The 20946-nt window shown below is 60.4% G+C and carries 17 protein-coding genes and 2 tRNA genes; 14 read left to right on the forward strand and 5 right to left on the reverse strand.

The window, feature by feature from the left end:
- The first annotated feature begins 24 nt into the window (after window positions 1–24).
- Both orn and J2W17_RS17610 read left to right on the forward strand, forming a co-directional pair.
- Entirely contained in the window at window positions 25–567 is a 543-nt protein-coding gene (gene orn / locus J2W17_RS17605; RefSeq protein ID WP_307336647.1) for an oligoribonuclease, read from the forward strand.
- 200 nt (window positions 568–767) lie between these two features.
- Window positions 768–1379, forward strand: a complete 612-nt coding sequence (locus tag J2W17_RS17610) for a trimeric intracellular cation channel family protein (protein ID WP_307336652.1) — start codon at window positions 768–770, stop codon at window positions 1377–1379.
- Window positions 1380–1473: 94 nt separating this feature from the next.
- On the opposite strand, the gene queG is transcribed toward J2W17_RS17610, so the two are convergent.
- Window positions 1474–2538: a tRNA epoxyqueuosine(34) reductase QueG gene (gene queG, locus J2W17_RS17615; RefSeq protein WP_307336656.1), complete on the reverse strand. Its 1065-nt coding sequence runs from the start codon at window positions 2536–2538 to the stop codon at window positions 1474–1476.
- A 63-nt stretch (window positions 2539–2601) separates the two neighbouring features.
- Here queG and J2W17_RS17620 point away from each other — a divergent pair, with 63 nt between their 5' ends.
- The 12 genes from J2W17_RS17620 to J2W17_RS17675 all read left to right on the forward strand — a co-directional run bounded on the left by J2W17_RS17620 (window position 2602) and on the right by J2W17_RS17675 (window position 17604).
- On the forward strand, window positions 2602–4101 hold the full coding sequence (locus J2W17_RS17620) for an NAD(P)H-hydrate dehydratase (protein WP_307336659.1): 1500 nt from the start codon (window positions 2602–2604) through the stop codon (window positions 4099–4101).
- On the forward strand, window positions 4089–4559 hold the full coding sequence (gene tsaE, locus J2W17_RS17625; RefSeq protein WP_307336662.1) for a tRNA (adenosine(37)-N6)-threonylcarbamoyltransferase complex ATPase subunit type 1 TsaE: 471 nt from the start codon (window positions 4089–4091) through the stop codon (window positions 4557–4559). Before J2W17_RS17620 ends, tsaE begins: the two co-directional genes overlap by 13 nt.
- Window positions 4560–5987: an N-acetylmuramoyl-L-alanine amidase gene (locus tag J2W17_RS17630; protein WP_307336665.1), complete on the forward strand. Its 1428-nt coding sequence runs from the start codon at window positions 4560–4562 to the stop codon at window positions 5985–5987.
- 8 nt (window positions 5988–5995) lie between these two features.
- Window positions 5996–7888 (forward strand): DNA mismatch repair endonuclease MutL, encoded by a 1893-nt coding sequence (mutL, locus tag J2W17_RS17635; RefSeq protein WP_307336716.1) that lies wholly within the window; start codon window positions 5996–5998, stop codon window positions 7886–7888.
- Window positions 7888–8859, forward strand: coding sequence for a tRNA (adenosine(37)-N6)-dimethylallyltransferase MiaA (gene miaA, locus J2W17_RS17640; protein WP_307336668.1), 972 nt, complete (start codon window positions 7888–7890; stop codon window positions 8857–8859). The genes mutL and miaA overlap by 1 nt, the downstream gene beginning before the upstream one ends.
- 95 nt (window positions 8860–8954) lie before the next feature.
- A complete protein-coding gene (gene hfq, locus J2W17_RS17645; RefSeq protein WP_064675613.1) occupies window positions 8955–9221 on the forward strand; it encodes an RNA chaperone Hfq in 267 nt (88 codons plus the stop codon).
- Window positions 9222–9233: 12 nt separating this feature from the next.
- On the forward strand, window positions 9234–10535 hold the full coding sequence (gene hflX / locus J2W17_RS17650) for a ribosome rescue GTPase HflX (protein ID WP_307336673.1): 1302 nt from the start codon (window positions 9234–9236) through the stop codon (window positions 10533–10535).
- A 96-nt stretch (window positions 10536–10631) separates the two neighbouring features.
- Window positions 10632–11804 (forward strand): FtsH protease activity modulator HflK, encoded by a 1173-nt coding sequence (gene hflK / locus J2W17_RS17655; protein ID WP_154847981.1) that lies wholly within the window; start codon window positions 10632–10634, stop codon window positions 11802–11804.
- On the forward strand, window positions 11804–12673 hold the full coding sequence (gene hflC, locus J2W17_RS17660) for a protease modulator HflC (RefSeq protein WP_154847982.1): 870 nt from the start codon (window positions 11804–11806) through the stop codon (window positions 12671–12673). The genes hflK and hflC overlap by 1 nt, the downstream gene beginning before the upstream one ends.
- Before the next feature lie 314 nt (window positions 12674–12987).
- On the forward strand, window positions 12988–14175 hold the full coding sequence (locus J2W17_RS17665; protein WP_307336680.1) for an ATP phosphoribosyltransferase regulatory subunit: 1188 nt from the start codon (window positions 12988–12990) through the stop codon (window positions 14173–14175).
- 54 nt (window positions 14176–14229) lie between these two features.
- Window positions 14230–15519 (forward strand): adenylosuccinate synthase, encoded by a 1290-nt coding sequence (locus tag J2W17_RS17670; protein ID WP_307336683.1) that lies wholly within the window; start codon window positions 14230–14232, stop codon window positions 15517–15519.
- A 150-nt stretch (window positions 15520–15669) separates the two neighbouring features.
- Window positions 15670–17604 carry a methyl-accepting chemotaxis protein gene (locus tag J2W17_RS17675; protein WP_307336686.1) on the forward strand — a complete coding sequence of 645 codons (1935 nt, stop codon included), beginning with the start codon at window positions 15670–15672 and terminating at the stop codon, window positions 17602–17604.
- 115 nt (window positions 17605–17719) lie between these two features.
- Here J2W17_RS17675 and J2W17_RS17680 read toward each other — a convergent pair whose 3' ends face one another.
- From J2W17_RS17680 to J2W17_RS17695, 4 genes are all read right to left on the reverse strand, one after another.
- The gene (locus tag J2W17_RS17680) at window positions 17720–19285 is read right to left on the reverse strand and encodes an ABC transporter permease (protein WP_307336689.1); all 1566 of its coding nucleotides are present in this window, start codon (window positions 19283–19285) and stop codon (window positions 17720–17722) included.
- Complete coding sequence (locus tag J2W17_RS17685; protein ID WP_307336692.1) at window positions 19285–20295, reverse strand: extracellular solute-binding protein; 1011 nt, start codon at window positions 20293–20295, stop codon at window positions 19285–19287. Before J2W17_RS17685 ends, J2W17_RS17680 begins: the two co-directional genes overlap by 1 nt.
- 307 nt (window positions 20296–20602) lie before the next feature.
- Window positions 20603–20689, reverse strand: a tRNA-Leu gene (locus J2W17_RS17690).
- Between the two features lie 165 nt (window positions 20690–20854).
- Window positions 20855–20941 (reverse strand) — tRNA-Leu (locus tag J2W17_RS17695).
- Between the last annotated feature and the right edge of the window lie 5 nt (window positions 20942–20946).

The following is a 20946-nucleotide window of genomic DNA, read 5'->3' on the forward strand; positions in this document are numbered from 1 at the left end:
GCAGCATTGCCTAGGAGTCGACACATGCAAAATTCGCAGAATCTGATCTGGATCGATCTGGAAATGACCGGTCTGAACCCTGATACCGACGTTATCATCGAGATGGCCACCATTGTCACCGACAGTGATTTGAACACCCTGGCCGAAGGGCCGGTGATCGCCATTCATCACAGCGATGAGATCCTCGCCGGCATGGACGAGTGGAACACCCGTCAACACGGCGGCTCGGGCCTGACCCAACGGGTTCGCGACAGCCGCATCAGCATGGCCGACGCCGAAGCCGAGACCATCGCCTTCCTGGAAAAATGGGTGCCGAAAGGCAAGTCGCCGATCTGCGGCAACAGCATCTGCCAGGACCGTCGCTTCCTTTATACCCACATGAAATCCCTGGAAAGCTATTTCCACTACCGCAACCTCGACGTGTCGACCCTGAAAGAATTGGCCGCACGCTGGGCGCCAAGCGTGCGCGACAGCTTCCAGAAAGGCAGCACCCACCTGGCCCTGGACGACATCCGTGAATCCATCGCCGAGTTGCAGCATTACCGCAAGAACTTTATCAAATTCTGATTTTGCGGTGTCCTCAATGGCCCCTTCGCTGGCAAGCCAGCTCCTACAAGGTGCGACATACCTGTAGGAGCTGGCTTGCCGGCGAAGAGGCCCTTGAAAACACCATCGCCACCAAGCCGGCTCCTACATTTACTAAATGCCCCCTTTTGGTGCCCGGACGATCTGGCTAGACTGCGCGCCTTCCCGCAAGGACCGCCCCCATGTTACTGATGCTCTACCTGATCGCCATTACCGCCGAAGCCATGACCGGTGCCCTGTCTGCCGGTCGTCGCGGCATGGATTGGTTTGGCGTGGTGCTGATCGCCTGCGTGACGGCCCTGGGTGGCGGGTCGGTGCGTGACGTGTTGCTCGGCCATTATCCGCTGACCTGGGTCAAACACCCGGAATACTTGGTGTTGACCTCGATCGCAGCGATGTTCACGGTGTTTGCCGCACGCTGGATGCGCCACCTGCGTTCACTGTTTCTGGTACTCGATGCCGTAGGCCTGGTGGCCTTTACCCTGATCGGCTGCATGACCGCGCTGGAAATGGGCCATGGCATGCTGGTGGCGTCGGTCAGTGGCGTGATCACCGGGGTGTTCGGCGGCATTCTGCGCGACATCTTCTGTAACGACATCCCGCTGGTCTTCCGTCGGGAGCTTTACGCCAGTGTGTCGTTCGCCGCGGCGTGGTGCTACATGTTCTGCATCTATCTCGAACTGCCTGGCGAACAGGCGATCCTGATTACCCTGTTCGGGGGGTTCCTGCTGCGTCTCCTGGCGATCCGTTTCCATTGGGAAATGCCAAAATTCGTCTACAACGACGAAGCCTGACACGGTCACTGTAGGAGCTGGCTTGCCAGCGAAGGCGGTATAACAGCCAACATGGATGTTGACCGTTATGGCCTCTTCGCTGGCAAGCCAGCTCCTACAGGGTTTCGTGTTGTTTCAGGGCCCATTCCACATGTTCGCGAACCAGTTCCGAGGGGTATTCGCGTCGCGCCTTCAACGCTTCCAGCACCGGAATGCTCGACGGCGCATTGCCCAGGCCCACCGCCAGGTTGCGCAGCCAGCGCTCGTAACCGGCCCGGCGTAGCGGCGACCCCTCGGTGCTGCTCAAGAATTTGTCTTCGTCCCACATGAACAATTCAGCCAGTTCGGCATTGTCCAGATTGTGCCGCGGCTTGAAGTCGCTCTCCCCGGACGGACGGGCAAAGCGGTTCCATGGGCAGACGATCTGGCAGTCATCGCAACCAAACACCCGATTACCGATCAGTGGTCGCAAATCTTCCGGAATCGCGCTTTTCAGTTCGATGGTCAGATAGGAAATACAGCGTCGGGCATCCAGCACGTAGGGGCCAACGAAAGCATTGGTCGGGCAAATGTCCAGGCATGCGGTGCAACGGCCGCAGTGTTCGGTAGCGTGAGGCGGGTCTACGGGCAGCGGCAGGTCGACGAACAACTCGCTGAGAAAGAAATAACTGCCAGCCTTGCGGTTCAAGACCAAGGTGTTTTTGCCGATCCAGCCCAGACCGGCCTTTTGCGCAATGGCCTTTTCCAGTACCGGTGCACTGTCGACGAACGCGCGGTAGCCGAACGGGCCGATCACCGCCTGGATTTTTTCTGCCAATTGTTGCACGCGTTTACGGATCAATTTGTGGTAATCGCGGCCCAAGGCATAGCGCGAAACGTAAGCTTTTTCCGGTTGCGCCAGTCGCTGGGCCATTTCCGTGTCGCCGGGCAGGTAGTCCATGCGCAGGGAGACGACCCTTAACGTGCCCGGTACCAGCTCTTGCGGGTGCGAGCGTTTGCTGCCGTGGGCGCCCATGTATTCCATTTCGCCGTGGTAGCCGGCTTCGAGCCAGCGCTGCAGGTGCTGCTCATGCTCGGCCAGGTCCAGGCCGCTGATGCCGACTTGCTGAAAGCCCAGCTCGCGGCCCCAATCCTTGATGGATTGGGCGAGGGCGGGCAGGTCTGTGGTAATAGCGGGCATGAGACGAGAGAAACCGGAGCTGAGGTGCGTATAATTCTGCCAGACATCGGAGCCCGAAGACGCATGCCGCACACTAAAGATGATTTACCCGACGCGCTGTACAGTGCCGCGCAAGTGCGAAGGCTCGATGCGAGCCTGATCGCAGCCGGCACTCCGGGCTTCGAATTGATGCAGCGGGCGGCGCGAGCCACCTGGCGTGCGCTGGTCCGTCATTGGCCGACGGCGAACGAGCTGAGTGTGGTGACCGGTCATGGCAACAACGCCGGCGATGGCTATTTAATAGCTGTTTTGGCCAGGCGTGCAGGCTGGCATGTGCGCGTCCTGGCAGTCGGCGATCCTCAGCGTTTGCAAGGCGATGCTGGCCTGGCCCACGCCGATGCTGTGGCCGAAGGCATTGCCGTTCAAGCCTGGAGCGCGCAGTCCGGGTTGCGGGGTGTCGTGGTGGACGCCATGCTCGGCACCGGTTTGACCGGAGAAGTGCGAGAGCCCTATGCCGGTGTCATCGCAGCGATCAATGCCAGTGGCTTGCCGGTGGCGGCAGTGGATATTCCTTCGGGACTTTGCGCCGATACGGGACGTGTCCTTGGCTCGGCCGTTCGGGCTGATCTGACCGTGACCTTCATTGGCTTGAAATTGGGGCTGTTCACCGGCGACGCGGCGGACGTGGTGGGGGAGTTGGTGTTCAATGATCTGCAGGCCGCCCCTGAGTCCTTTAATGGGGTCGACGTCAGTGCGCGTCTTCTGACGGCCAGCAATGTCCCTCGCCTGGCCAGCCGCGCTCGGGCTGCCCATAAAGGCAAGTTCGGCCACGTGCTGTTGATCGGCGGAGACCGAGGTTTTGGCGGCGCGATCCTGCTGAGTGCACAAACTGCGCTGCGCAGTGGCGCGGGCATGGTGTCGGTATCGACGCGCAGTGAACATGTTCCCGCCGCCCTGGCGAGGCTTCCCGAAGCCATGGTGCTGGGCACTTCGTCGGCCAACCAACTGATGGGATTGCTGGAAAAAGTTTCCGTGCTGGTCGTCGGTCCAGGACTGGGGCAGGCGTCTTGGGGGCGCAGTCTTCTGTCGGCGGCGGCCAACGCACCGCTTGCGCAAGTCTGGGACGCCGACGCCTTGAATCTGTTGGCTGAAGAGCAGGTGGAATTGCCCAAGGATTGCGTGATCACGCCGCATCCGGGCGAAGCGGCTCGGTTGCTTGGGCTGTCGACAGCCGAGGTCCAGGCCGATCGTCCAGCCGCTGCCCACGCATTGAGCAAAAAATACACAGCGGTTGTGGTCCTGAAAGGCGCCGGCAGCCTGATCGCCAGTCCCGATGGGCGTCTGGCGGTGTGCGACCGGGGGCATCCGGCAATGGCTACCGCCGGATTGGGCGATGTACTGGCCGGATTGCTGGGCGCGCTGCTGGCCCAAGGCATGAGCACCTTTGACGCCGCGTGCCTCGGGGTCTGGCTGCACGCCAACGCCGGTGCACAAGAAGGTAAATCGGGCCGTGGGCTGGCGGCCAGTGATCTGATTCCAGCCATTCGTCAGTTGTTGGAGGAGCAAGCACCGTGTCTGAAGTAACCCTGTACCTGGCTGATGAAGAGGCGATGACGGCGTTTGGCGCACGTATCGCGAAAACCACCGAAGGGCACGGTCTGATTTTTCTGAAAGGGGATCTGGGGGCGGGGAAAACCACGCTGTCCCGAGGCATCATCCGGGGGCTGGGGCATGTGGGTGCGGTAAAAAGTCCGACCTTCACCCTGGTCGAACCTTACGAGATCGACGACATCCGGGCCTTCCATTTCGACCTGTATCGATTGGTCGATCCTGAAGAGCTGGAATACCTCGGTATCCGCGACTACTTCGAAGACGATGCGTTGTGCCTGATCGAGTGGCCCGAAAAAGGTGCAGGCTTTTTGCCAAAGCCTGACCTGACCATTACCATTAGCCCGCAAGACAGCGGGCGTTCGCTGAAAATTTTGTCCCAAGGCTCGCGTGGCGAGTCGTGGTGTGCCGCTTTGGCATTGGAATCCAATTAAATGATGGGGTCAGGTATGCGCTTTCGCGCGATGGTAGCTGCCGTAGGGTTGTTGTTTCTGGCGGTAACCGTCGACGCTGTGGCCGAGACGAAGGTCAACAGCGTTCGCCTGTGGCGGGCTCCGGACAACACACGACTGGTGTTCGATCTGACGGGGCCTGTCCAGCACAGCGTGTTTACCCTGTCCGCTCCGGATCGACTGGTGATCGACATCAATGGTGCGAGCCTCGGGGCGCCCTTGAGCGTCAATAGTTCGAACACCCCGATCACCGCGATGCGTTCGGCCCAACGCACGCCGACCGACCTGCGGGTGGTCATCGACCTGAAAAAAGCCGTCACGCCGAAAAGCTTTACCCTGGCGCCAAACGCCCAGTACGGTAACCGGCTGGTGGTGGATCTGTTCGATAATCCTGCCGACGCCGCGCCGATTCCGGCGCCGACCAACGTCGCGACAGTGGCCCCGGTGCCGGTCACTCCGGTCGACCCGCCGGTCAAATTGCCGCCAGCCCCGGCCGGCAAGCGCGACATCGTCGTGGTCATCGATGCCGGCCACGGTGGCGAAGACCCGGGCGCTTCCGGTTCTCGCGGTCAACGCGAGAAAGACGTGGTGCTGGCCATCGCTCGCGAACTGCAGCGCCAGGTCAACGGCATGAAAGGCTTCCGTGCCGAACTGACCCGTACCGGCGACTACTTCATTCCCTTGCGCGGCCGTACCGAAATCGCCCGCAAGAAGGGCGCCGACCTGTTCGTCTCGATCCACGCCGATGCCGCGCCTTCGGCCGCCGCCTTCGGTGCGTCGGTGTTCGCCCTGTCGGATCGCGGCGCCACGTCCGAGACGGCGCGCTGGCTGGCCGACAGTGAAAACCGTTCCGACCTGATCGGCGGCGCCGGTAACGTCAGCCTCGACGACAAGGACCGGATGTTGGCGGGCGTACTGCTCGATCTGTCGATGACCGCCTCCCTGACGTCCAGCCTGAACGTCGGCCAGAAGGTCCTGAGCAACATCGGCCGGGTCACGCCACTGCATAAACAACGGGTGGAACAGGCTGGATTCATGGTGTTGAAGTCGCCGGACATCCCGTCGATCCTGGTGGAAACAGGGTTCATCTCCAACGCCAACGAAGCCTCGAAACTCGCTGCGTCAAGCCACCAGCAGGCGCTCGCGCGATCGATCAGCAGTGGCGTGCGTCAGTTCTTCCAGCAAAATCCACCGCCAGGCACCTACATTGCCTGGCTGCGTGATTCCGGCAAGATCGCCCAGGGACCGCGCGACCACCGGGTGAGCCCGGGGGAAACGTTGGCGATGATCGCCGTTCGCTACCAGGTGTCGCCGGCCACCCTGCGCAGCGTTAACAACCTGGCAAGCGATGAGCTCAAAGTCGGTCAGCACCTGACGATTCCGGGCACTGAACTGGCGGCCAAAGAATGAATCAGGCCCTGAGCAACACCGCTCGTATCGAGCTGCTCAGTCCCCGGCTGGCGAACCAGATTGCCGCCGGCGAGGTGGTCGAGCGCCCGGCTTCGGTGATCAAGGAGTTGCTGGAAAACAGCCTCGACTCCGGTGCCAGGCGCATCGATGTCGATGTGGAGCAGGGTGGTGTCAAATTGCTGCGTGTGCGCGACGATGGCAGCGGCATTTCCGCCGATGACTTGCCGCTGGCCCTGGCCCGTCATGCCACCAGCAAGATCCGCAACCTGGAGGACCTCGAGCAGGTCATGAGCCTCGGCTTTCGTGGCGAGGCCCTGGCGTCGATCAGTTCCGTGGCACGGCTGACGCTGACGTCCCGTACCCAAGAGGCCGATCAGGCCTGGCAAGTCGAAACCGAAGGCCGGGACATGGCGCCGCGGGTACAGCCTGCCGCTCATCCGGTCGGTACCTCGGTCGAAGTGCGCGACCTGTTCTTCAATACCCCGGCACGCCGCAAGTTTCTCAAGACTGAAAAAACCGAGTTCGATCACCTGCAGGAAGTGATCAAGCGCCTGGCCTTGGCGCGTTTCGACGTGGCCTTCCACCTGCGCCATAACGGCAAGACCATCCTCAGCCTGCATGAGGCCCACGATGATGCGGCCCGCGCCCGGCGTGTGGCGGCCATCTGCGGTCCGGGCTTCCTGGAGCAGGCGCTGCCGATCGAAATCGAGCGCAATGGCCTGCATCTTTGGGGCTGGGTCGGCTTGCCGACGTTCAATCGCAGCCAGGCGGACTTGCAGTATTTCTTTGTGAATGGCAGAGCCGTGCGCGACAAGCTGGTGGCCCACGCGGTCCGCCAGGCTTATCGCGATGTGCTGTTCAACGGCCGTCACCCGACCTTCGTGCTGTTTTTCGAAGTCGATCCGGCGGGCGTCGACGTCAACGTGCACCCGACCAAACACGAAGTGCGCTTCCGTGACGGGCGCATGGTCCACGACTTCCTCTATGGCACCTTGCACCGCGCCCTGGGCGATGTGCGTCCGGAAGATCAATTGGCGGCGCCCGTGGCGACAGCCATCGTTCGACCGACCGGGATCGAGGCCGGCGAGTTTGGTCCCCAGGGTGAAATGCGCCTGGCGGCCAACGCGTTGCTGGAGCAACCCCAGGCTCAGCCAGCCTTCAATGCAACGGCTGGCTCGGGCGCCGGCGCCGGTTATCAATACACGCCACGACCGCAGTCCGGTGTTCCCGCCGCTGAGGCCCAGGCTGCCTACCGCGAGTTCTTCGCGCCGTTGCCCGAGGCCAACGCGGTCGCGCTACCGGCCGGGCAGGACGATATTCCGCCACTGGGTTACGCGTTGGCGCAGCTCAAGGGCATCTATATTCTGTCGGAGAACGCACAAGGCCTGGTGTTGGTGGACATGCATGCCGCCCATGAGCGGATCATGTACGAACGCCTGAAAATCGCCATGGCCAGCGAAGGCCTGAGTGGCCAGCCGCTGTTGGTGCCCGAATCCCTGGCGGTCAGCCAGCGTGAAGCCGATTGCGCCGAAGAGCATGTGGCCTGGTTCCAGCGCCTGGGCTTCGAGTTGCAGCGCCTTGGCCCGGAATCCCTGGCCATCCGGCAGATTCCGGCCTTGCTCAAGCAGGCTGAAGCCAATCGACTGGTCAGTGACGTATTGGCAGACCTGATGGAATACGGCACCAGCGACCGGATCCAGGCGCACCTGAACGAGCTGCTCGGGACCATGGCCTGTCACGGCGCGATACGTGCGAATCGGCGTCTGGCCCTGCCGGAAATGAACGGTCTGTTGCGCGACATGGAAAACACCGAGCGCAGCGGTCAATGCAACCATGGCCGACCGACCTGGACCCAATTGGGCCTGGACGATCTGGACAAACTGTTCTTGCGCGGTCGTTGATGAGCCAGCTCCCTCCAGCTATTTTCCTGATGGGACCGACTGCCGCGGGCAAGACCGACCTGGCTATCGAACTCACCAAAGTCTTGCCTTGCGAGCTGATCAGCGTCGATTCGGCGTTGGTCTATCGTGGCATGGACATCGGCACCGCCAAGCCTTCCAAAGAAATTCTGGGCGAATTCCCCCACCGTCTGATCGATATTCTCGACCCGGCAGAGAGCTATTCGGCCGCGGATTTCCGGCGTGATGCCCTCGACGCCATGGCCGACATAACCGCACGGGGAAAAATTCCGCTGCTGGTGGGGGGCACAATGCTCTATTACAAGGCTTTGGTCGACGGGCTGGCGGACATGCCAGCCGCCGATCCCGACGTCCGCGCACAGATCGAAGAAGAAGCCGCACGCCTTGGCTGGCAAGCCCTGCACGATCAATTGGCAGTGATTGACCCAGCGTCTGCAACGCGCATTCATCCGAACGATCCCCAGCGACTCAGTCGAGCGCTGGAGGTTTATCGAGTCAGCGGTCAAAGCATGACTGAGCTGCGCTTGCGACAATCTGCGCAAAGTACTGAAGCAGCCGCTTCGGGACAGCAACAATTGCCCTATACTGTCGCGAACTTGGCCATTGCTCCGGCAAATCGCCAGGTACTTCATGAGCGAATTAAACAAAGATTTACTTTAATGTTGGAACAGGGATTCATTGACGAGGTCGTAGCCCTGCGTAAGAGAAGTGACCTGCATGCCGGGTTGCCGTCTATACGTGCAGTAGGCTACCGACAAGTCTGGGACTACCTGGATGGCAAGCTGTCGCAAGCCGAAATGCAGGAGCGTGGAATCATTGCCACGCGCCAGTTGGCGAAGCGCCAGTTCACCTGGTTGCGCAGCTGGGCTGATTTACACTGGTTGGACAGCCTGGATTGCGACAATCTGCCGCGCGCCTTGAAATACCTGGGGACCATCTCCATATTGAGCTGAGTCCTTGCAATTGCCGTCTATCCTTGGGGGTCTGACGGCCACAAGCCATCTGTTTACCTATTTTTTTATATTGAATCCTTAAAGGAGTGCGGCACATGTCAAAAGGGCATTCGCTACAAGACCCTTACTTGAATACTTTACGTAAAGAGAAAGTGGGGGTCTCCATCTACCTGGTCAACGGGATCAAGCTGCAAGGCACGATCGAGTCTTTCGACCAGTTTGTTATCCTGCTGAAAAACACCGTCAGCCAGATGGTTTACAAACACGCTATCTCGACAGTGGTGCCGGTTCGTCCAATTCGTCTGCCTAGTGCCGCCGAAAGTGAACAGGGCGACGCTGAGCCTGCTCCGGGTAACGCCTGATAGGAGTCTCCTTTGTTCTTTGAGCGCCACGGTGGTGGTGAGCGGGCAATTCTCGTTCACTTGGATGGTCAGGACCCTGAGGCGCGCGAAGATCCGCAGGAGTTTCAGGAATTGGCAATGTCGGCTGGCGCCGAGACCGTCGCGTTTTTCAACGTGCCGCGTCATCGGCCAACCGCCAAATACCTGATTGGCAGCGGCAAGGTCGAGGAATTGCGCGACCTGGTCAAAGCCGAACAGGTGGATCTGGTGATTTTCAATCACATCCTCACGCCCAGTCAGGAACGTAACCTCGAACGTGTTTTCGAGTGTCGCGTGATCGACCGCACGGGTCTGATTCTCGATATCTTCGCCCAACGCGCCCGCACCCATGAAGGCAAGCTCCAGGTCGAACTGGCCCAGCTTGAGCACATGAGTACGCGCCTGGTTCGTGGCTGGACTCACCTTGAGCGGCAAAAGGGCGGTATCGGTCTGCGCGGCCCGGGTGAAACCCAGCTGGAAACCGACCGGCGCCTGTTGCGGGTTCGCCTGCGCCAGATCAAGGGGCGCCTGGAAAAGGTTCGCAGCCAGCGTGAGCAATCTCGCCGCGGGCGCAAACGGGCTGACATTCCGACGGTCTCACTGGTGGGTTATACCAACGCAGGCAAATCGACGCTGTTCAACTCGGTGACCGATTCCGATGTCTTCGCCGCCGACCAGCTCTTCGCTACCCTCGACCCGACCCTGCGCCGACTCGAACTCGACGACCTCGGTCCGATCGTGCTGGCCGATACCGTGGGCTTCATTCGCCACCTGCCGCACAAACTGGTCGAGGCATTTCGGGCTACGCTCGAAGAGTCGAGCAACTCCGACCTGCTGCTGCACGTGATCGACGCCCATGAACCTGAGCGTATGGCCCAGATTGAACAGGTGATGGTGGTGCTCGGGGAGATCGGCGCTCAAGACTTGCCGATCCTCGAGGTTTACAACAAACTCGATTTGCTCGAGGGTGTGGAGCCGCAGATCCAGCGCGATGCCGATGGCAAGCCGCAACGGGTCTGGTTGTCGGCCAGGGACGGTACGGGTCTGGATTTGCTCAAACAGGCTGTGGCCGAACTGCTCGGCGACGATTTGTTTGTTGGCACCTTGCGCTTGCCGCAACGTTTTGCTCGACTGCGTGCGCAGTTTTTCGAAGTCGGTGCGGTACAGAAAGAAGAACACGACGAAGAAGGCATTTGCCTGCTGGCCGTTCGTTTGCCACGAATCGAGTTGAATCGACTGGTGAGCCGCGAAGGATTGCAGCCGATGGATTTCATCGAGCAACACACTTTGCAATAAAAGCCTGAGAAAGCGGTTGTGCCGTAGTCACAGGCATTCTGTAGCATTGGTCGGCGCGCCGTGGGTGCGTCTTTGCTTTATCAGATGGAGAGCGCTATGGCTTGGAATGAGCCGGGTGGCAACTCGAATAATCAGGATCCTTGGGGTGGCAAGCGCCGCAATAACGGCGACCGCAAGGGGCCACCGGATCTCGACGAGGCCTTCCGAAAGCTGCAGGAAAGCCTGAACGGGTTGTTCGGTGGTGGTAAGAAACGCGGTGATGACGGCGGCGGTTCGGGCAGGAGTGGCGGCTTCGGCGGCATTCTTGGCATCGGCCTGGTCGTGTTGGCGGCCGTGTGGCTGTACAGCGCGGTCTACGTAGTCGACGAGCAGGAGCAAGCCGTGGTGCTGCGCTTCGGCAAGTACTACGAAACCGTCGGCCCGGGCTTGAACATCTACTTCCCGCCGATCGATCAAAAGTACCTGGAAAACGTCACGCGTGAGCGGGCGTATACCAAGCAGGGTCAGATGCTGACTGAAGACGAAAACATCGTCGAAGTGCCGCTGACCGTGCAGTACAAGATCAGCAACCTGCAGGACTTCGTGCTGAGCGTCGATCAGCCGGAAATCAGTCTGCAACACGCGACCGAAAGTGCCCTGCGCCATGTTGTGGGTTCCACCGCGATGGATCAGGTGTTGACCGAAGGTCGTGAGTTGATGGCCAGCGAAATCAAGGAGCGCCTGCAACGCTTCATGGACACCTATCGCACCGGTATCACCGTCACTCAGGTCAACGTACAGAGCGCAGCGGCACCGCGTGAAGTGCAGGAAGCCTTCGATGACGTGATCCGCGCCCGTGAAGACGAGCAGCGTTCGCGTAACCAGGCGGAAACCTATGCCAACGGCGTCGTGCCGGAAGCCCGTGGTCAGGCCCAGCGCATCATTGAAGATGCCAACGGTTACCGTGACGAAACCGTCTCGCGCGCCAAGGGTGAGGCCGATCGCTTCACCAAGCTGGTCAGCGAATATCGCAAGGCACCTGAAGTCACCCGCGAGCGTCTGTACCTGGACACCATGCAGGAAGTCTTCAGCAACACCAGCAAGGTTCTTGTAACCGGCAACAAGAATGGCCAGAGCAATCTGCTCTACCTGCCGCTGGACAAGATGGTCGAAAGTGGTCGCAACACCAGCACTCCGGTGACTGGCGCCGCAGCCACCAGCAATGAAGCGAATGCGCGTGCGGCAGCTGATCTGCAGCAACAGCAGGCACGTACCAGGGAGAGTCGCTGATGAGCAATAAATCGCTGATCGCCCTTATTGTCGTGGTCGTCGTGGCGATCGCCGCCTGGAACTGCTTCTACATCGTGGCTCAGACCGAGCGTGCGGTGTTGCTGCAGTTCGGACGCGTGGTCCAGGCTGATGTCCAGCCAGGCTTGCATGTGAAAGTGCCCTACGTGAACAAGGTGCGTAAATTCGATGCGCGCCTGATGACACTGGATGCACCGACGCAGCGCTTCCTGACGCTGGAAAAGAAAGCCGTCATGGTCGATGCCTACGCCAAGTGGCGCGTGAAAGACGCCGAGCGCTACTACACTGCGACTTCCGGCCTCAAGCAGATTGCCGACGAGCGTCTTTCCCGTCGTCTGGAATCGGGCCTGCGTGACCAGTTTGGTAAGCGCACGTTGCACGAAGTGGTGTCCGGTGAGCGCGATGCGCTGATGACCGATATCACCGCTTCGCTGAACAAGATGGCGGAAAAAGAGCTGGGCATCGAAGTGGTCGATGTTCGGGTCAAGGCCATCGATCTGCCGAAAGAAGTGAACCGCAGTGTGTTCGAGCGCATGAGCTCCGAGCGTGAGCGTGAAGCTCGCGAGCACCGCGCCAAGGGTAACGAACTGGCAGAAGGCATTCGTGCCGATGCCGATCGTCAACGTCGGGTGTTGCTGGCTGAAGCCTATCGTGAATCCGAAGAGGTTCGCGGTGACGGTGATGCCCAGGCAGCTGCAATCTACTCCAAGGCCTACGGCCAGGATCAGGAGTTCTACGGTTTCTACCGTAGTCTGCGCGCCTACCGTGAAAGCTTCGCAAACAAATCCGACGTCATGGTCCTGGACCCAAGCAGCGACTTCTTCCGTTACCTGGAAAAAGCCAAGCCTTGATACCTCGTTGACCTGAATCATCCCCGCCTGGCGGCTACAGCCTCGGGCGGGGTGATCCTTTGAGAAAACGAGTGTATGATGCGGCAGCCGGGAAATTCCCGGCTTTTTTGCGTCTGCACGTTTGATTGCTGTTCTTGTACAGGCGCCCGAGTTGAATGACTCGACAGGTTTTTCGAGGAAAGTGGTTGGCGAAGCCGATTTCAGGCTTTTCGCCCAGTTGTTCATGCGCGTGTTTTGCACATGGGCCGATCATTTTCTGCTTCACTCAAGGCTCGCCCATAGGCTGGCCGCCCGGACCATAGGGGAATGGCGTAATGGCAACGGTAGACCGCTGGCTGCTGCCAGATGGCATCGAAGAAGTACTGCCACCAGAAGCGGCGCGCATTGAAGTAGCGCGTCGTCAGGTGTTGGATCTGTTCCAGAGCTGGGGTTACGAGTTTGTCGTGACTCCCCATATCGAGTACCTCGAATCCCTGCTGACCGGCGCGGGCTCGGACCTCGATCTGCGTACCTTCAAGGTCATCGACCCGCAATCGGGCCGGCAGATGGGTTTCCGTGCTGACATCACGCCGCAAGTGGCGCGCATCGATGCGCACACCCTGCGGCGCGAAGGTCCGAGCCGTCTTTGTTATGCCGGTAGCGTGCTGCATGCTCAACCGCGCGCACTGTCGTCCTCGCGTAGCCCGATTCAGTTGGGCGCCGAGTTGTACGGCGATGGCAGCCCGAGCAGCGACGTGGAAGTCATCAGCCTGATGCTGGCCATGCTGCAATTGGCCGACGTGCCGGATGTGCATATGGACCTCGGGCATGTCGGTATCTACCGTGGCCTGGCCCGCGCCGCCGGGTTGTCCGGTGAAGTCGAGCAACAGTTGTTCGACGCATTGCAACGCAAGGCCATCGACGAGGTCATTACCTTGACCGAAGGCTTGCCTGCCAATCTGTCGGGCATGCTGCGAGCGCTGGTCGACCTGTGTGGGGGTCGTGAAGTATTGAGCGCTGCTCGCGAGCGTCTGGCGGATGCGCCGGCGCCGGTTTTGGCGGCGCTGGACGATTTGCTTGCGATTGCCGAGCGTCTGTCCGCGCGTTTCCCTGAATTACCGCTGTATTTCGACCTGGGCGAGTTGCGCGGCTACCACTACCACACCGGTGTGGTGTTCGCGGTGTTCGTACCGGGTGTTGGCCAGTCCATTGCCCAGGGCGGTCGTTACGACGACATCGGCGCCGACTTCGGTCGGGCGCGTCCGGCAACCGGCTTCTCCACCGATTTGAAAACCCTGGTGACCCTGGGGCGTGCTGATATCGAGTTACCGTCCGGCGGTATCTGGATGCCGGACAGTACGGATGCGGCACTCTGGCAGCAGGTTTGCCAGTTGCGCAGTGAGGGTCAGCGTGTCGTTCAGGCATTGCCTGGACAACTATTGGCCGCCGCCCGTGAAGCGGACTGCGACCGACAATTGATTCAGCAGAACGGGCATTGGCAAGTATCGCCACTGGCTTCTTGAGTTTTCCTGCCGGCTGCCGCCGGCACCAAGTTTGCGCGAATGAGGACAAGTGTTATGGGTAAGAATGTCGTAGTCCTGGGCACCCAATGGGGTGATGAGGGCAAAGGCAAGATCGTTGATCTGCTGACCGAACATGCTGCCGCCGTAGTGCGCTACCAGGGTGGCCACAACGCTGGTCACACCCTGGTGATCGATGGCGAAAAAACCGTCTTGCACCTGATCCCGTCGGGCGTGTTGCGCGAAGGCGTGCAGTGCCTGATCGGCAACGGCGTGGTGGTTGCACCCGACGCCCTGCTGCGGGAAATCATCAAGCTGGAAGAGAAAGGCGTGCCGGTGCGCGAGCGCCTGCGTATCAGCCCGTCTTGCCCGCTGATCCTGTCCTTCCACGTAGCGCTGGACCAGGCCCGTGAAAAAGCCCGTGGCGAGCTGAAGATCGGCACCACCGGTCGCGGCATCGGCCCGGCGTACGAAGACAAGGTTGCACGTCGCGGCCTGCGTGTTGGCGACCTGCTCAATATGCCGCGCTTTGAAGACAAGCTGCGTGAGCTGGTGGAATACCACAACTTCATGCTGGTGGGTTACTACAAAGAGCCCGCCATCGATTTCGAAAAGACCCTGGTCGAGTGCAAGGAATACGCTGAGCTGCTCAAGCCGCTGATGCTGGACGTGACGGCTGAGCTGCACGACCTGCGTCGCGCTGGCAAAGACATCATGTTCGAAGGCGCCCAAGGTTCGTTGCTGGACATCGACCACGGTACCTACCCATACGTGACCAGCTCCAACACCACTGCTGGCGGCGTTGCTACCGGTTCGGGTGTCGGCCCCATGTTCCTGGACTACATCCTGGGCATCACCAAGGCTTACACCACGCGTGTTGGTTCGGGTCCATTTCCGACTGAGCTGTTCGACGAAGTCGGTGCGCATCTGGCCAAGCAAGGTCACGAGTTTGGCGCGACTACCGGCCGTGCTCGTCGTTGCGGCTGGTTCGACGCTGTTATCCTGCGTCGCGCAATCGATGTAAACAGCATCTCGGGTATCTGTCTGACCAAGCTGGACGTACTCGATGGTCTGGAAACCATCAACATCTGCGTCGGCTACAAAGATGCAGAAGGTAAAGACGTTGCCCCGACTGACGCTGACAGCTACGTGGGTCTGCAGCCTGTTTACGAAGAAGTGCCGGGCTGGACCGAATCGACCGTGGGTGCCAAAACCCTGGAAGAGCTGCCAGCCAACGCTCGTGCTTACATCAAGCGGGTCGAAGCGCTGATTGGCGCGCCGATCGACATTATTTCGACGGGCCCGGACCGCAACGAAACCATCGTTCTGCGTCATCCGTTCGCTTGACAAGTCGTTGATGTAAAACACAAAGGCCCCTTGACAGGGGCCTTTGTCGTTTGTGCCTGTCCGACGGCATGACCTTTGCTGTGATCTTCATTAAGTGCATCTTTTTCAGGGTGCCATCAATTTAATGGCGTCAAAGCAGAAGGATTTCCTGTGTCGGCCGTTCTCTCTCTGTTACAAAGCCGTTTATTGCGACCCGTGTTCGTTACCTTGGGTATCGCTCTCCTGGTGCAGGTGCTGGTGGCTGTCGCCCTGACGCGGAGCACGGTGACTGCGCTTGAGGCCGATCTTGCGTTGCGCCTCGGTGCCGACAGTCAAAAGCTCTCCACTGAACTGGAGCAGGCAGGGCGTGAAGTCACGTCGAGCCTTGATAGCCTTTCTACCAACACGCGTCAGCGCCTTACGGCCGGTTTGTCCTCGCGATTGAAGGATGAGCAGGCGCAGTTGCGGGCGACGCTGGAGAAGGATCTGAAGGATTCCGCCAACGACATGGCACAGCTCCTGGCCTCCGTCGCACCCCGCGCCATGTGGGACAGCGATGTTCCTACCCTGTCCGAATTCGCCCGTCGGGCCCAGCGTAATCCCAACGTGCTGTTCGTGGTCTACGACGACGCCACGGGCCAGCACCTGACGCGTTACCTCAACAGGGAAAACCCGATCAACAAAGCCTTGCTGGAAAAAGGCCAGGGCGAGCGGGCGCTGGACAAGGTGCTGGACGCAGCGAAGAACGATCCGTCGGTGTACTACCTCGAGGCCTCGATCAACCCCAATGGCGTGGAAATCGGCAAAGTCCTGATGGGGGTCTCGACCGCCTCGGTAGAAACCGATGTAGCGGCGCTGGACAAGCGTTTCCTCGCGTTGATCGCCAGCAGCGACGAGCTGGTGGGCGACAGCCTCAAAGGCGCGGCGGCTGACAGCGCCACGGCGATGCGTGCGCGGCTGCAGTCGGCGCAGGCCACCGCGTCCGAGATGAAATCCAACACCACGGCGACTGTGCAGGAAGCTGCGACAACGTTGCGCTGGCGCATCGGCATGGGGCTGGCGGTCGTGGGCTTCGCTGTGCTGTTGCTGCTCGCGGTGGTGCTGGGGCGTCGAGTGGTCAATCGCTTGAGAACGCTCATCGCCGCCATGGATGACCTGGCAGCGGGTGAGGGCGACCTGACCAAGCGCGTGCAGATCAACAGCAAGGACGAAATCGGCGACATGGCCTCGGCGGTCAATCGCTTCGTGGACAAGTTGCAGCCGATCGTGCGTGAGGCGGGTGATGTGGCCCAGCGCACCGGTGTGGAAATTGGCGCCATGACCTTGCGCAACGCTGGCGCCGATGCGGCGGCCGGCCTGCAGCGTGATGAGGTGGCGGAGAGCTTGCGTGCGTTGTCGCAGATGGCGGATGACGCTCAGTCGGAAAGCAATGCCATGCAGGCGGCGCTGCAGCAGGTGGTGGATATTCGTTCGGCCACCGATGAAAACACTCGCACCTCGGCCAAGGTCGGCAGCCTGATCGAAGCGTTGGCCGGGCAGGTCGATACCGGCTCCAAGGTCATCGAGCGGCTGGCGCAGCAGAGTGAACAGATTGAAGTGGTGCTGACAGTGATTCACGGGATCGCCGAACAGACCAACCTGCTGGCTCTGAACGCGGCCATCGAAGCGGCGCGAGCCGGCGAGACCGGTCGCGGCTTTGCGGTGGTGGCTGACGAAGTGCGGGCGCTGGCGAGCAAGACCCAGAGCTCCACGGGCGACATCCAGGCGCATATCGTCGCGCTGCAAGAGGGTGCGCGTGAGGCGGTGGCCGCGATCGGTCAAGCCGGGCGGCAGGCCAGTGAAGGTTTGCTGGTGTTGCGTGACAGTGCGCGGTTGCAGCAGTCGGTACAGGCATCCGTCGAGCAGGTCCATGTGGCGATAGGTTTGGCGACCCAAGCGGCGGCCCATCAGGCGCGGGGTGCGCAAGCGGTGCGCGGGCGGGTCGAGACTATTCATGCGCAGGCCGAAAAGGCCGCTCAGGCGGTGGTGGAGACTACGGCCAGCGGCAAGGTGCTGGATGGGTTGGCGGCGCAATTGAAGGCGAGTCTGGGGCAGTTTAGGGCTTAGGATTTGTGTTGACTGGTCTGACGCCATCGCGAGCAAGCTCGCTCCCACAGTTGACCGGGTTTTTCCAGAAGGAATGCGATCGAATGTGGGAGCGAGCTTGCTCGCGATGGCGGTCTCAACGGCTCAGATACATCCGGGTTGTCAGCAGGTAAACCGGCAACCCCGACACCAGTATCAGCAGCGCCGCATAAGGCGCCGCCGCCGCAAATTCCACATTCGCGGTATGCGCCCAAACTTCCGTGGCCAGGGTGTTAAGTCCGGTAGGACTCAACAGCAACGTCGCCGTCAGCTCCTTCATCGCATCCAGGAACACCAGCGCAAACGCTGCGCCCAACGCCGGGAAGATGATCGGCAGGGTCACCCGGCAAAACGCACTGAACGACGACGCCCCCAACGTGCGCGCAGCCTCTTCCAGTTGTGGCGCAGCCTTGTTCAGGGCCGTGCGAATAGGCGCTTGAGCCAACGGCAGGAACAGCAGCGCATAGGCAATCAGCAACAACGTTGAAGTCTGATACAGCACCGGCACATAGTGCAGCGCGAAGTACACCAGCGTCAGTGCAATCACCAGCCCTGGCAATGCGTGCAGCAGATACGGCAGGCGCTCGGCCCAGATCGCCAGTCGACCCTTATGGCGCACCACCAGCAAGCCCACGGGAACGGCCAGCACCAGGCACAGTGTCGCGCCACCGAGGGACAGCGCCAGGGACGAGAGCAAGGCTTCGCCGATCGCGGCTACCGGGAACGCCGCTGACGATCCCACCGCCAACCAGTACGCCAGCATTCCCAGCGGAATGCCGCTGCCGACGATCGCCAGCGTCAAGCAATAGAGCTGTCCGACCGTCGCCCACGGACCGAGGCGAACCTGTTCCGCCCGGCGTGCCGCGCCTTGGCCGGTGCGCACGTGCCGGCCTTTGCCGCGCACTCGCAACTCCAGCCACAGCAGTATCAGGCACAATCCAAGCAGTACCGCCGACAGCATCGCCGCGTTGGCGTTGCTGAATTCCAGTTCGAATTGCTGATAAATCGCCGTGGTGAAGGTCTGCAGGCCAATGATCGACAAGGCGCCGAATTCCACCAGCATGTGCAGCGCGATCAGCAGTGATCCGGCGAGCAGCGATGGCCAGAGCAGTGGCAAGGTAACCCTGAAGAACACCCCCCAGCGATGCTGTCCCAGCGTGCGAGCGGACTCCTCGAGAGAGGGGTCGAGATTGCGCAGTGTCGCCGCCACCGGCAGGAATATCAGTGGATACTTGGACAGGGACATCACCAGAATTGCCCCGCCCAGGCCTTCGAAGTGAGCGCTCAGGGAGACCCAGGTAAAACTGCTGACGAACGCCGGCACGGCGAACGGCAGGCACAGGATCACGCCCCACACTCGGCGTCCCGGCAGATTGCTGCGCTCCAGCAGCCAGGCCAGTGACAGGCCGATCACACCGCAGGCCAGGGTCACACCGATCATCAGTGCCAGGGTGTTGCGCAGAAGGCCGAACACATACGGCCGCCACAGCAGGTGCAGCGCTTCGGCCCAGCCGGCTTGCCAGGTCTTGAGCCCGACATAAGCCAGTGGCAGCAGGCTAAGCACGACCAGCAGCAGAACCGGCAACAGCAACCAGATCGATGGCCGTTTGCGCCGTGGCACATAACCTCCGCGCGCGGCCGGGGCGGATACCGATGGGTTCATTAATTCAAACCAACGTCACGTTCCAGATCCAGGGCTTCTTCGGCATTGCCAAGATCGGCTGGCGTGACCTTTGGTGCCTCCAGTTCGCCGAACGGCTTGAGGCCGCGATCCGATTGCATGCCTTTGTGCAGCGGGTATTCGGCGGTGGTCTGGGTGATGACCCGCTGGCCTTCTTCACTGGCCATGTAGGCGAGGAATTGCTGGGCTTCTTGTGGATGTTTGCTGGATTTCAGCACAGCCGCGCTGGAAACCGTGATCAAGCCGCCGACGTCGCCACCGGTGAAGTAATGCAGTTTCGACTCGAGCTGGCCCTTTTCACGTTGCAGTGCGAACCAGTAGTAGTTGTTGACCAGCACGGTGGCGACTTCGCCGTTTTCCACGGCCTTCAGTGCAACCATGTTGTTACTGTAGGTTTTGCCGAACGCGCGCAGGCCGGTCAGCCACTCTTCAGCCGCGTCCATGCCGTGTACCTTGATGATCGCCACTGCCTGTTCCTGGAACGCGCCGCTGGTAGGCACGAAGCCGACCTTGCCTTGCCACTTCGGAGCGGAGAACTCCATTACCGACTTGGGCAGGTCTTTTTCGTCGATCAGTTTCGGGTTGAAAGCGACGACGCGGACCCGAGCGGTGATGCCGATCCAGGTGCCATTGCCGGCGACGTAGTCTTTTGGCAGGACGGCGAGCGTGGCGGCATCGGTCTGCGCCAGCAAGCCCTGTTCGCCGAGCTTGTTCAGCGGGGGTGATTCTTCGGTGTAGATCACGTCGGCGGGGGAGCGGTCGCCTTCTTCGACGACCTGGCTGGCGAGCTGGTTGCTGCTGCCCTTGCGCACATTGACGTGAATGCCGGTCTTGGCTTCAAAGGCTTTGGCGATCGCATCGCCGACTTCCTTGTGTTGTCCGTTATAGAGCGTCAAGGAAACTGGATCGGCGGCCTGGGTGAGGGGTGTGGCCAGTGCCAGGCCGAGCAGGGTGATGGTCAGGCCGCGGCGCAGGGTATTTCGAAACAACATTCGCAGGGTTCCTCACTGTCGCATTGTAAAATCTTGCAACAATGATAAACGATATTGTTTCTCATGTGCGCCTTGCGGGGTGGGCATGCTTTTGTTAGGAGGGCGCATCACCCTGTAGGAGCGAGCCTGCTCGCGATGGACGTGAACGAAAATGCTGTAAGCCTGATACCCCGCGGCGCTCTCAGGTTTATCGCGAGCAAGCTCGCTCCCACAGGGAGGGGGGGGTGATAGTTTCGGAAGCCGGAAACGCAAAAACCCGCTTTCGCGGGTTTCTGTGAAATTCAAGATCGTGACCTTGAATTTGAATTGGTGCCCAGAAGAAGACTCGAACTTCCACGACCTTGCGGTCACCAGCACCTGAAGCTGGCGTGTCTACCAATTTCACCATCTGGGCAGTATCTTCAGCGTTGCCGCTGTTGATGTGGCGCACTATACGGAGAGCTTTTTGATCTGTAAACCCCTGATTTGATTTTATAAATCAAAAGCCTCAAATGCAAAAAACCCGCTTTCGCGGGTTTTTGTGCGAGCCTTGAAATTGATCTAATCTCAAGCTCGAAATTGGTGCCCAGAAGAAGACTCGAACTTCCACGACCTTGCGGTCACCAGCACCTGAAGCTGGCGTGTCTACCAATTTCACCATCTGGGCAGTAT

It is taken from the genome of Pseudomonas lini, assembly GCF_030812475.1.
GTDB lineage: Bacteria > Pseudomonadota > Gammaproteobacteria > Pseudomonadales > Pseudomonadaceae > Aquipseudomonas > Aquipseudomonas lini_A.

Excerpts from the sequence above, each read along its gene's own strand:
- miaA (WP_307336668.1), top strand. The coding sequence starts at position 7,888 with ATGAGCCAGCTCCCTCCAGCTATTTTCCTGATGGGACCGACTGCCGCG.
- hflK (WP_154847981.1), top strand. The coding sequence starts at position 10,632 with ATGGCTTGGAATGAGCCGGGTGGCAACTCGAATAATCAGGATCCTTGG.
- J2W17_RS17670 (WP_307336683.1), top strand. The coding sequence starts at position 14,230 with ATGGGTAAGAATGTCGTAGTCCTGGGCACCCAATGGGGTGATGAGGGC.
- J2W17_RS17620 (WP_307336659.1), top strand. The coding sequence starts at position 2,602 with ATGCCGCACACTAAAGATGATTTACCCGACGCGCTGTACAGTGCCGCG.
- J2W17_RS17610 (WP_307336652.1), top strand. The coding sequence starts at position 768 with ATGTTACTGATGCTCTACCTGATCGCCATTACCGCCGAAGCCATGACC.
- hfq (WP_064675613.1), top strand. The coding sequence starts at position 8,955 with ATGTCAAAAGGGCATTCGCTACAAGACCCTTACTTGAATACTTTACGT.
- J2W17_RS17680 (WP_307336689.1), bottom strand. The coding sequence starts at position 19,285 with ATGAACCCATCGGTATCCGCCCCGGCCGCGCGCGGAGGTTATGTGCCA.
- orn (WP_307336647.1), top strand. The coding sequence starts at position 25 with ATGCAAAATTCGCAGAATCTGATCTGGATCGATCTGGAAATGACCGGT.
- J2W17_RS17665 (WP_307336680.1), top strand. The coding sequence starts at position 12,988 with ATGGCAACGGTAGACCGCTGGCTGCTGCCAGATGGCATCGAAGAAGTA.
- J2W17_RS17685 (WP_307336692.1), bottom strand. The coding sequence starts at position 20,295 with ATGTTGTTTCGAAATACCCTGCGCCGCGGCCTGACCATCACCCTGCTC.
- queG (WP_307336656.1), bottom strand. The coding sequence starts at position 2,538 with ATGCCCGCTATTACCACAGACCTGCCCGCCCTCGCCCAATCCATCAAG.
- J2W17_RS17630 (WP_307336665.1), top strand. The coding sequence starts at position 4,560 with ATGATGGGGTCAGGTATGCGCTTTCGCGCGATGGTAGCTGCCGTAGGG.
- hflC (WP_154847982.1), top strand. The coding sequence starts at position 11,804 with ATGAGCAATAAATCGCTGATCGCCCTTATTGTCGTGGTCGTCGTGGCG.